Raw genomic sequence first — 11,996 nt, 5'->3', positions numbered from 1 at the left:
TGTCTGTGGCCTCATGGTTCGAGACGCGCGAAGACGCGCTCCTCACCATGAGGGTTTAATATCTGGTCCTGTGGGTAGAGGACCTCATCCTGAGGAGCGGCGTAAGCCGCGTCTCGAAGGATGAAGCCCCGCCTACAAAAAAACGCGCTAGACTTCGCCCATGAGCGACCTCTACGACGATCTGCTGGCCCCGCTACCTCCGGAGCGTTCGCGACTGGAGCGCTTTCTGCTGGTCGCGCTCGGCGTCGTGCTGGCGTACACCCTGCTCGCCTATCTGGTGCTGCCATTGTTCTGGACGCACTACGAACACCAGAAAGGCCTTGAAAATCTGCCGATGGTGACGCGGACCGGGCAGGGCATTCCCGGCGACCCGATCAATGTCGGCCTGGTCGGCGATCAGCATGACGTGGTCTGCGCCATGCACGAAGCGGGCTGGTATCCGGCCGATCCGATCACGCTGAAATCGTCGATCGAGATCGTCGGCAGCGTGCTGCTCGATCGCCCCTACAAGGACGCGCCGGTCAGCAATCTCTATTATCTCGGCCGGCGGGAAGACCTCGCGTTCGAAAAGCCGATCGGCGCCAGTGCCGATCGCCGCAATCACGTGCGCTACTGGAAGGTGCTGGACCAGGGCGCGGAGAAGCGCCCGGTATGGCTGGGCGCGGCGACCGAGGATCGCGGCGTCGGCGTCAGCAAATATACCGTCGCGGTGACGCATCATATCAGCCCCGACCTCGATGCCGAACGCGCCGTGCTCACCGCCGACCTGGAAAACGCAGGAATGGTGGACGCGAAATATCAGGTGACCGGCATCGGCCCAACCCTGACCGGGCGCAACGGCGGTGGCGACCTCTATTATACCGACGGCGAGATCTGGGTGCTGCGGCTGGTCGAGGCCTGCCGCAAGCGCGACGGCCCCGCGGTGACGATCCCGAGCCCCGCGGCCACCGAGATCAAGGATCAGATCTGGCATGCGGTCGCCGAAGCGATGGGGAAATAGGGTGCTCTATCCCCGTCATTGCGAGGAGCGCAAGCGACGAAGCAATCCATAGGCCGTCATTTTGGCACAGATGGATTGCTTCGCTGCGCTCGCAATGACGGTCTCGATCCAATATGATGATGCTCTCACTTGAACCCTCGCAATTATCTCCAACCACCTAGCTTCCGCCTTCCACCGACTAAGGAATAATGAAAATGACCGTTCGCGCGGGCCGGGAATTTCTGGCCATCCCCGGACCCACCACCATGCCCGACGAAGTGCTGCAGGCGATGCATCGTCCGGCGCTGGACATCTATTCCAGGGAGATGGTGGAGCTGACCGAAACCCTGCTCGCCGAGCTCAGCAAACTGTTCGCCACCAAGGGACAATCCTACATCTACATCGCCAACGGCCATGGCGCGTGGGAAGCCACGCTGAGCAACGTGCTGTCGCGCGGCGACAAGGTGCTGGTGCTGGAAAGCGGCCGCTTTGCGATCGGCTGGGGCAGCGCCGCCACCGCGATGGGCGCCGATGTCGAGGTGCTGAAAGGCGACTGGCGCCGTGCGATCCGTCCGGCGGAAGTCGAGGCGCGCTTGCGGCAGGACAAGGATCACAAGATCAAAGCGATCCTCGCGGTGCAGGTCGATACGGCCTCAGGCGTCTTTAACGACATCGAAGCGATCGGCAAGGTCATCAAGGAATGCGGCCATCCCGCGCTGTTCATGGTCGACACCGTGGCGTCGCTGGGCTGCATGCCGTTCGAAATGGATAAATGGGGCATCGACGTCGCGATGTCCGGCTCGCAAAAGGGCCTGATGACGCCGCCGGGCTTAGGATTCGTCGCTGCCAGCGACCGCGCCCGCGAGGTGCACAAGACGGCCAACATGCGCACACCCTATTGGGACTGGACCGAACGCGAGGGTCCCGAGCATTACCGCAAATATGCCGGCACAGCGCCGGTGCATCTGCTGTTCGCGCTGCGCCAGGCCGTCAACATGCTGCTTGCGGAAGGGCTCGAAAACGCTTTCCTGCGTCATCGCCTGCTCGCCGAAGCGGTGCGGCGCGCGGTCGCGGTCTGGGCCGAAGGCCAGGTACTCGGCTTCAATGTTGCGGAAGCGCATGAGCGCTCGAACACGGTCACGACGGTCGTGATGAACGGCAACGACCCGGTGTCGCTGCATCGTTATTGCAAGGAAAAATGCGGCGTGGTGCTCGGCGTCGGGATCGGCGACCTGCAGGGCCAGGCGTTCCGGATCGCCCATATGGGCCACGTCAACGCCCCGATGATCCTGGGCACGCTCAGCGTCATCGAAGTCGCCCTCAAGGCGCTCGACATCCCCCACGGCAAGGGCGGAGCCGAGGCCGCGATCGAGTGGCTCGGTGAAAGTGTGGGTGCGTGAGATTTCCCTGCCTGGTCTTTGGTAGTTCGTAGGATGGGTAGAGCCAACGGGTCCGGCCTTCGGCCGGCCCGATGGCGAAACCCATCAAATTGCACCATGATTATGATGGGTTTCGCTTTCGCTCTACCCATCCTACGGGTTCTCTCACAATGTGAGAGAATTGCAGGCCGACGCTCAGACTTTAGGCGTGCAAGCCTTTTCGGCGCGTCACTTTTAGTGCTTATATTGATCCGACGATAAATAAGGCAGCCTGCAACGGCGCGCGCGTATTCTTAATAAATTGAATGCGCGAATATAGGGAGTGACAGGATTGGCGTCCGTTGATTTGCGCGGCCTGACCAAGCGCTTTGGATCGCTTGCGGTGGTCGATAACGTCTCGCTGCGGATCGATCATGGGCAACTGGTCTGCCTGCTCGGGCCATCCGGCTGCGGCAAGACCACGACACTGCGGCTGATAGCGGGCTTTCTGGAACCCTCCGACGGCGAGATCAAGGTCGGCGACCGCCTGGTCTCGTCGAAAGCGCGCACGCTGCCGCCCGAGCAGCGCAGCATGTCGATGATCTTCCAGAGCTACGCGCTGTGGCCGCATATGACGGTCGCGGAAAACATCGTCTACGGCCTGCGCCTGCGGAAGATGGGCCGCGAGACGATTGCGAAGAAGCTCGCGGCCATTCTGGGCACGACCAAGCTTGAAGCGCTGGCGCAGCGCTATCCCGGCGAACTGTCCGGCGGGCAGCAACAGCGCGTGGCGCTGGCGCGCGCGCTGATCGTCGAGCCGGAGACGCTGTTGCTCGACGAGCCGCTGTCCAATCTCGACGCCAATTTGCGCGAAGAGATGCGGTTCGAAATCCGCCGGCTGCATGACGAATATCGCTACACCACGGTTTACGTCACCCACGACCAGTCGGAGGCGATGACCACGGCCGACCTGATCGCGGTGATGAATTCGGGCCGGATCGACCAGCTCGGCACGCCCGAAGACATCTACGCCCGGCCCGAGTCCGAATTCGTCGCGCGCTTCATCGGCGCCAGCAACGTGATCAAGGGCACCGCCTTGGACGAAAACCACGTTTCGTTTGCGGGCGCGACCCTGCAGGTGGTCGGCGCAAAACTCAACGCCGGCCAGAGTGCGCCGGTGGCAATCCGCCAGCATGACGTCCAGCTCTCGACCCAGACGCCGCCGTCGCCGCAGAACGTGGTCAAGGCCACCGTGACGCGCCAGGTCTATCTCGGCGCCGCGCGCGACTACATGGTCGAAACCGCCGACGGCACCGCCTTGCGCATCACCACACCGACCGAGACCGCGGTCGCCAAAGGCAGCGAGGTCTGGCTGACCTTGCCGCCCGACCGCTGTCGGGCGCTGAGCCGATAACAAGAAACGAACCGAGGACGGGATGAAAAGAAAAAAGCTTTCCAGACGCGACATCCTGAAGGGTTCGGGCGCGCTTGCGCTTGGCACCATCTTTGCGGCGCCGGTTCGGGCCGAGCCGCCCCCGCCGGTTGCGATCACGCCGCAACTGATCGAGGCCGCTAAGAAAGAAGCCAAGGTGATCCTGTATTCGTCGATGGACCTTCCGGTCGGCGAAAAGCTCGGCAAGGCGTTCGAGGCGGCCTATCCCGGCATCTCCGTGCAGATCGAGCGCTCCGGCTCCGAGCGGCTGTTCCAGCGCGTTGCCCAGGAATTCGATAGCAACATCCACGCCGCCGATATCATCAACTCGTCCGACGCATCGCATTTTATCTCCTGGAAGAAGAACGGCTGGCTGATGCCGTTCGTCCCCGAAGAGGTCGCGCAGCATTTCCTCCCCCAGTTTCGCGATCCCGACGGCATGTCCGCGACGTCGCGAATCTATTTGTCGTCGATCGCCTACAACACCAACATGGTGAAGCCCGACGACGCGCCCAGGAGCTTTGCGGATTTGCTCGACCCGAAATGGGCCGGCAAGATGGTAAAAGGTCATCCCGCCTACAGCGGCACCATCATGACCGCGACCTTCCAGATCGTGCGCGAACTGGGATGGGAATACCTGGAGAAGCTGTCGAAGCAACGCGTGATGCAGGTGCAGTCGTCGACCGACCCGCCGAAAAAGCTCGCGCTCGGCGAGCGCGCGGTGATGGCCGACGGCAACGAATATGGCGTGGTGCTGTTCAAGGAAGCAGGCCAGCCCGTCGAGCCGGTCTATCCGACCGAAGGTGCGCCGACGATATCGGGGCCGACCGGCATCTTTGCGACCGCGCCGCATCCCAATGCCGCACGACTGTTCCAGGCCTGGCTGCACACCCGCGAAACCCAGCAATTCTTTACCGACTACACGGCGCAGTATTCGGCGCATGCACAAGTGCAGTCGAAGCCCGGACGCCGCAAGCTTTCCGACATCAAGCTGATGAAGGAGGACGCGGCCGGTGTGGAAGCGATGACGGAAGAAATCAAGACGCGCTATGCGAAGCTGTTTCGGGTGTAGCGCATGAACGCGATGGTGCGCGATCTTCTCTCACCTCTCCCCGCGTGCGGGGAGAGGTCGGATCGCATCGGAGATGCGATCCGGGTGAGGGGGAGCCTCCGCATACTCATCACTCACCGTATGCGCGGAGAGAGCCCCTCACCCCAACCCTCTCCCCGCAAGGGCGGGGCGAGGGAGCTTGAGAGCGCGCCGCGCAGCGACGACGACCAAGGAATTTTCGCATGACCCTTACCACCAGCATCGCCCCCAAACCGCGCATCGACTGGACCAGGCCGGTGCTGTGGCTGTTTGCGGCCGTGCTGATCGCGCTGATCGTGCTGCCGCTGTCGTGGCTGGCGGTCTATGCCTTCACCGACCGCGCGCGGCATCCAACGCTGCAGAACTTCGTCACCCTGTTCACAAACCCGGATTTCCTCGATCCGCTGTTGACCACGGCGATCATCGCCACCACGTCCGCCTTCATCTGCTGCATCGTCGCCGCCCCGATCGGATGGCTGGTATCGCGCACCGACATGCCCGGGCGTCAATTCATCCGCGCGCTGGTGACCGCCTCGTTCGTGACGCCGCCGTTTCTCGGCGCGGTCGCCTGGGAACTGCTGGCGGCGCCCAATAGCGGGCTGCTGAACCAGCTTTATCGTTTCATGACCGGCGCCGAATCGGATGCGCATCTGTTCGACATCTATTCGATGACCGGAATCATCTTCGTGATTTCCTGCTACACCTTTCCGTTCGTGTTCGTGCTGGTCGCCAACGCGCTCGACAACATGCCGGGCGAACTCGAGGATGCTTCCGCCATTCTCGGCGGCAAGGCCTGGACCACGGCGCGCCGCGTCACGATTCCCCTGGCGCTGCCCGCGCTGGTCGCGGGCGCGCTGATCGCGTTCCTGCAGGCCATGACGCTGTTCGGATCGCCCGCGATCCTGGCGCTGCCCGCCGGTTTCCACACCATGACCACGAAAATCTGGAGCCTGTTCCAGTATCCGCCAAAGCTGGAGCTCGCCGCCGCCGCCGCCGTGCCGCTGTTGCTGCTGACGATATTGCTGCTGCAGGGCCAGAAATTCCTGCTGGGACGCCGCGGCTATTCGGTGGTCGGCGGCAAATATGGCGCGCCGCGCAAGGTCGAGTTGAAGGGCTGGCGCTGGGCGGCGCTGGCGCTGTGCCTCATCGTGCTGCTCAACCCCGTGTTCCTGCCCTATCTCGCGCTGCTCAATGCGGCGTTTTCGCCGAACGCCACCACGCTGGTGACGCCCTCCACACTGACGCTGCATAACATCGTGTTCGTGTTCACCGAATTGTCGTCGACCCAGCTCGCGCTCAAGAACACGGTGATCCTGGGCGCCTCGACCGCAACCGTCGGCACCATCCTCGCGCTCGTCATCGCCTATGTCACGACCCGCCGCGTCATCGGAGGCTATCGCGTGCTCGGCTTTCTCGCGACCGCGCCGGTGGCGGTGCCCGGCATCGTGCTCGGCGTCGGGCTGTTCCTAAGCTACACGCGGCCGCCCTTCGTGCTGTACGGCACGCTGTGGATCCTGCTGATCGCGTTTCTCACCATCAATCTGCCGTCGGCCTATCAGCAATTGCAGGCGGCGTTCGCGACCATCCACCCCGAACTCGAAGACGCCAGCCGCATTCTCGGTGCGACCCGGCTGCAGTCGCTGCTGCAGATCACGGCGCCCCTGCTGCGCACCGGCGTGATCGCGACCTGGTGCTTTATTTTCATCGGCGTGATGCGCGAACTGTCGGCTGCGATCGTGCTGTTCACCTCGCAGACCAAGGTGCTCAGCGTGCTGATCTACGATCTCAACGAAAGCGGCGATCTCGCCGCGATCTCGGTGCTGGGCATTGCGATGCTGGTCATCACCTTCGCCGTGGTACTCGCGGTGAACCGGATCCCGATGTTCGGCGGCAACGCCTCCGCGCGGTTGCGGAATTCATAGGAAGAATCCGCCTCTCGTCATTGCGAGGAGCCAACGGGTCGCGCGAATGCGCGCCCGATGACAGGCTCCGCGACGAAGCAATCCATTCTTTCTTGACGCCGCGAGATGGATTGCTTCGCTTCGCTCGCAATGACGGCTCTACTGCTACGGCTTTTCCACCCTGTAAGCCTCAACCTGCTCTTTCAGCCGCTGCAGCGACGCCAGCGGCGCTGTGCGGTCGACAACATATTGCCCTCTCGCAAGCAGCGACAGCACCTTCAGATCGATCGCCGGCGAATGGTGGATCACGTCGCCATAATTGCCGAGATCATGGGTGATCTCCTTCACCTCGCGAAGATCGTGCAAGCGGACGTTGGAACACCGCGCCAGCCGCTGGCTGGCATAGGCGGTGAAATCGTAGACGATCTTCAGCGTTGCCGGTGACGCATCCCGCATCGCCACGAATTGCAGGATCGAATAGGGCGGGAAGTAGATGTCGAATTTCACATCCGGATGGCTTTCGATCAGGCCGATCGCATCGCGCTCGAAATTCGCTACCATGGCGTGGTACACATAGCCTTCGGCGAGATAATTGCTGCGCACGGGGTCGCTGATGCGCTGGAACGAGGCCTCCGAATTTTTCGCGTTGTAGAACCCGGCGACGTCGTAATCGGACCGCAGCGCGTTGATGTCATCGACTTCGGAGATTGGAAACTTGAACATCACCCCGTTGGTCAGCCGCGTCACGACCGGCCGCAGCGGCGGCAGCGACCGCGCCAGGATCCACGCCGACTCCCGCGCCATGGCCCCGCTGAACAGATAGCCCGCGATACCCTTTGCGTTTCGCCGGTAGAGATCGGCGGGAAAATAGGATTCTGAATCGACATCCGGCGCATCGCGGAAAATCCAGTCGTCCATCTGCCAGATCACCCTCTTGGGATGACGTTCAAGTGCAGCGGCGAGCACAAAGCTCTGCTCCTTCGAGGTCGATCCGCTCATCACCAGCTTGAGCGAGCGGACGCCCAGCGCCTTGTCGATATCGCTTTGCCGGAAGTGCAGCGCCAGCGAAGTCCCCATCAACACCGTGTCGAAATCCTGGCTTCGGATCAGGCCGGCATTCTGCATGCGGCTGTCGGGCGAATACATCGCCGGAAACAGCCGCGCCGGCCGGAGCAATTGCAGGGGATCGACGACGAAATTCAGCGCCGCCGCCATCAGGACGAACGCGGCGCTGGCGCCGAGAAACCGCACCAGATTCTTCAGCGCTACACTCATCAGAACCTGAAATAGATGAATTCGCTGTGCTGCTGGATTCCGAGAATCCCGAACGCAAGCACCGCGGCGGTGGCATAGAGGAACAGCGGACGCAGCCGCAATCCGCGCAGCTTCTCAGCCACGGTCCGGTTGGCGTGGTCGTAGCCCATGATCTCCTGCGTGTTGGACGCGAACCAGGCCACCATGGCGTAGATCGCAACGAACAACGCATAGGCCATCTCGCCCTTGCCGAACGCGATATGGGTGGGATCGGCCATTTTCGACAACACGTAGAGCGCGGTGTCGATGCTGTCGGCGCGGAAGAACACCCAGGCGACGACGACGGACAGGAATGTCAGAATGAGCGCTGCGATATCGGCCAGACGGACGAAGCGCGGCGCTACATCGGGACCATAATTGTTCCAGGCGTGATTGATGCAGAGATAGGCGCCGTGCAGCGCACCCCACGCTACAAAGGTCCAGGCGGCGCCGTGCCAGAGGCCGCCGAGCAGCATGGTGATCATCAGATTGACGTAGCGCAGGATGCGGCCGTGCCGGTTGCCGCCGAGCGGTATGTAGAGATAGTCGCGCAGGAACTGCGACAGCGTCATGTGCCAGCGCCGCCAGAAATCGATGATGTTTCGCGCCTTGTAGGGCGAGTTGAAATTCAGCGGCAGAAAGATGCCGAACATCAGCGATATCCCGATCGCCATGTCGGAATAGCCGGAGAAATCGAAATAGAGCTGGAAGGTGTAGGCCAGCGCGCCGATCCAGGCCTGATCGAAGGTCGGCGCGTTCGGGCCGAACGCGAGGCTGACCAGCGGCTGGATGCCATCGGCGAGACAGGTCTTCTTGAACAGGCCGATCGCGAAGATGATCAGGCCGCACAGGATCAGATGCGCATCCGGGCGCTTGGTCTCGGCGCGCTCGAATTGCGGGATCATATCCTTGTGATGGAGAATCGGTCCCGCGATCAAATGCGGGAAATAAGTGACGAACAGCGCGTAATGCGGCAGCGCATAGCGCGCGACGTTACCCCGGTAGGCGTCGACCAGAAACGCGATCTGCGTAAAGGTGTAGAAGGAAATGCCGACCGGCAGCAGGATGTGGAGGGTGATCCCGGTCGAGAACAGCGCGTTGAAATTGGCGGCAAGAAAGCCGGCATATTTGAAGATGCCGAGCACGACCAAATCGCCGGCGACCCCGGCCGTGAGCACCACGAAGCGCAGCGGCGGCCGCAACTTCCGTGCGATCAGCAAATATCCGATGCCGTAATTGAACGCTACCGAGCCGACCAGCAGCGCCACGAATTGCCAATTGCTGAACGAGTAGAACGCCAGCGACGCCAGCGCCAGCCAGATCACGGGGGCGAGATTGCCACGCCTGCCCAGCGCGAAATAGCCAAGCAGGACGACCGGCAGGAACAGGAAGATAAAAGGATAGGAATTGAAGAGCATCAGGCCTTTCTCTGGCGTTCCCAAAAGCCTAACCATACAACGCGGCGGCCAACAACCCTGCGGTTTGGCGAGGTGGCACATCTGGCAATCCGCGCATTCGAACCGATATAAGCGACAGCCGACTCTTCTCCCTCGCCCCGCTTGCGGGGAGAGGGCATAGGCGGCCTCGGCCGCCGTTGTTAACGAAGGACGCCGATGCGAAGCATCGGCTATGGTGAGGGGGACTCTCCGCGAGCGCGACTCGTGGAGAGTCCCCCTCACCCGGCGCTTCGCGCCGACCTCTCCCCGCAAGCGGGGCGAGGTATCACGCGCACCTTTCGATTCACGCGCATCAGAACGAGGATTGAGTGACCCAAGCAGCAGCCAAAACGCCTTCAGAGCCCGTGCCGGTGGCCCCGCGCCGCCCGCATTCCTTCACCACCCACGGGATCACGGTGACGGACGATTATGCCTGGTTGAAGGACGCCAGATGGCAGGAGGTGCTGCGCGACCCCTCGATCCTGGACGCGGATATAAGAAAATATCTGGAAGCCGAAAACGACTACACCGAAAGCCTGCTCGGCCGCACCGCATCGCTGCAGAAGAAGCTGGTCAAGGAGATGCGCGGGCGGATCAAGGAGGACGATTCCAGCGTCCCCTCACCCGACGGCCCTTACGCCTATTTGCGCAAGTTCCGCGAGGGCGGGCAGCACGAACTGTTCGGCCGCTGCCCACGCGATGGCGGCGAGGCGACAATCGTGCTCGATGGCGACGCGCTTGCGGTCAGCCACGACTACTTCAAGTTCGGCGGCGCGCGCCATTCGCCGGATCACAGGCTGCATGCCTGGAGCGCCGACACCAAGGGCTCGGAATATTTTTCCATTCGCGTGCGCGACTGGGAGACCGGCACCGACCTCGACGACCTCGTCGAGGAGACCGACGGCGGCGTGGTCTGGAGCACGGACGCAAAGAGCTTCTTCTACGTCAGGCTCGACGACAATCATCGTCCGATGCAGGTCTGGCGTCATCGCCTGGGCACCAAACAGGCCGACGACGTCCTGGTTTACGAGGAGCATGATTCCGGCTGGTTCACCCATCTGCATGAGAGTTCCAGCGGCCGGTTCTGCGTGATCGCGGGCGGCGACCATGAAACCTCAGAGCAGCGGTTGATCGACCTCGCCAATCCCGAGGCGCCGCCGCGCGTGGTCGCGGTGCGCCAGGAAGGCGTGCAATATGCGGTCAACGACCGCGGCGACCAATTGTTCATCCTGACCAACGCCGATGGCGCGATCGACTTCAAGGTCGCCACCGCGCCGCTGGCGTCGCCGGATCGCGCCAACTGGCGCGATTTGATCCCCTATCGCGAAGGCATCTATCTGCTCGATGTCGAGCTTTACGCCGACCATATGGTGCGGCTGGAGCGCGCCAATGCGCTGCCCGCCATCATCATCCGCGACCTCAATTCCGGCGAAGAGCATGCCATCGCCTTCGACGAGGCGGCCTATTCGCTCGACACCATGGGCGGCTATGAATTCGAGACCACGAATTTGCGGTTTTCGTACTCGTCGATGACGACGCCGTCGGAAGTCTATGACTACGACATGGCGAAGCGCACGCGGGTATTGCGCAAGCGGCAGGAGATTCCCTCGGGCCACGACCCGGCCGATTACGTCACCACGCGGATCATGGCGACCGCGCATGACGGCGCGAAAGTGCCGGTCTCGATCCTGCACCGCAAGGACCTCGTGCGCGACGGCCGCGCGCCGCTGCTGCTCTATGGCTACGGCTCCTATGGCATGGCGATGCCGGCGTCGTTCGCGGCCAACCGGCTGTCGCTGGTCGATCGCGGCTTTGTCTATGCGATCGCGCATATCAGAGGCGGAGCGGACAAGGGCTGGGGCTGGTATCTCGACGGCAAGCGCGAGAAGAAGACGAACTCGTTCGATGATTTTGCCGCGGCTGCGCGCGGTCTGATCGAGGCGAAGTATACTTCCGCAAAACGCATCGTCGGCCATGGCGGCAGCGCCGGCGGCATGCTGATGGGCGCGGTCGCCAACCGCGCCGGCGAATTATTCGCCGGCATCGTCGCCGAAGTACCGTTCGTCGACGTGCTCAACACCATGCTCGACGACACCCTGCCGCTGACGCCGCCGGAATGGCCGGAATGGGGCAACCCGATCGAGAGCGAAGCGGACTTTCGCACCATCCTGTCCTATTCGCCCTACGAAAATGTCGCGGCGAAGGACTACCCGGCGATTCTGGCGATGGGCGGGCTCACCGATCCCCGCGTCACCTACTGGGAGCCGGCCAAATGGATCGCACGGTTGCGCGCGACCATGACCGGCGGCGGCCCGGTGCTGCTCCGCACCAACATGGGCGCCGGCCATGGCGGCGCGTCGGGCCGTTTCAATCGCCTCGACGAAGTCGCGATCGCCTATGCGTTCGCACTGTGGGCGGTGGGGCTGGCGGACAAAAGCGAGGTGTGAGCCTCGCTCCGCTCTTGCGGAGCCAGTTCACGAAGAGAGATGGCGCGACGCTCCAGCAGG

Annotated in this window: 8 protein-coding genes; 6 read left to right on the top strand and 2 right to left on the bottom strand. The window is 62.6% G+C overall.

Translation table 11 applies throughout. The features are described from left to right. Positions 1-160 precede the first annotated feature (160 nt). The 5 genes from NL528_RS02635 (at position 161) to NL528_RS02615 (ending at position 6,781) form a co-directional block, all read left to right on the top strand. Entirely contained in the window at positions 161-1,000 is an 840-nt protein-coding gene (locus NL528_RS02635; protein ID WP_309181180.1) for an LssY C-terminal domain-containing protein, read from the top strand. Between the two features lie 194 nt (positions 1,001-1,194). Then, complete coding sequence (locus NL528_RS02630) at positions 1,195-2,379, top strand: aminotransferase class V-fold PLP-dependent enzyme (RefSeq protein ID WP_309181179.1); 1,185 nt, start codon at positions 1,195-1,197, stop codon at positions 2,377-2,379. Positions 2,380-2,689: 310 nt separating this feature from the next. After that, the gene (locus NL528_RS02625) at positions 2,690-3,751 is read left to right on the top strand and encodes an ABC transporter ATP-binding protein (RefSeq protein ID WP_309181178.1); all 1,062 of its coding nucleotides are present in this window, start codon (positions 2,690-2,692) and stop codon (positions 3,749-3,751) included. 22 nt (positions 3,752-3,773) lie between these two features. Next, positions 3,774-4,841 carry a substrate-binding domain-containing protein gene (locus NL528_RS02620; RefSeq protein ID WP_309181177.1) on the top strand — a complete coding sequence of 356 codons (1,068 nt, stop codon included), beginning with the start codon at positions 3,774-3,776 and terminating at the stop codon, positions 4,839-4,841. Between the two features lie 221 nt (positions 4,842-5,062). Then, on the top strand, positions 5,063-6,781 hold the full coding sequence (locus tag NL528_RS02615) for an iron ABC transporter permease (protein ID WP_309181176.1): 1,719 nt from the start codon (positions 5,063-5,065) through the stop codon (positions 6,779-6,781). A gap of 144 nt (positions 6,782-6,925) precedes the next feature. Here NL528_RS02615 and NL528_RS02610 read toward each other — a convergent pair whose 3' ends face one another. Then, positions 6,926-8,035: a hypothetical protein gene (locus NL528_RS02610; protein ID WP_309181175.1), complete on the bottom strand. Its 1,110-nt coding sequence runs from the start codon at positions 8,033-8,035 to the stop codon at positions 6,926-6,928. Beyond that, positions 8,035-9,471 (bottom strand): MBOAT family protein, encoded by a 1,437-nt coding sequence (locus tag NL528_RS02605; protein ID WP_309181174.1) that lies wholly within the window; start codon positions 9,469-9,471, stop codon positions 8,035-8,037. Before NL528_RS02605 ends, NL528_RS02610 begins: the two co-directional genes overlap by 1 nt. A 347-nt stretch (positions 9,472-9,818) precedes the next feature. Here NL528_RS02605 and NL528_RS02600 point away from each other — a divergent pair, with 347 nt between their 5' ends. After that, complete coding sequence (locus NL528_RS02600) at positions 9,819-11,936, top strand: S9 family peptidase (protein ID WP_309181173.1); 2,118 nt, start codon at positions 9,819-9,821, stop codon at positions 11,934-11,936. Positions 11,937-11,996: the final 60 nt, after the last annotated feature.

This window comes from Bradyrhizobium sp. Ash2021, assembly GCF_031202265.1.
In the GTDB taxonomy this organism is placed as follows: Bacteria; Pseudomonadota; Alphaproteobacteria; order Rhizobiales; family Xanthobacteraceae; genus Bradyrhizobium.
Note: the sequence above shows the minus strand (reverse complement) of the source record. Positions and strands in the feature narration are given on the sequence as shown.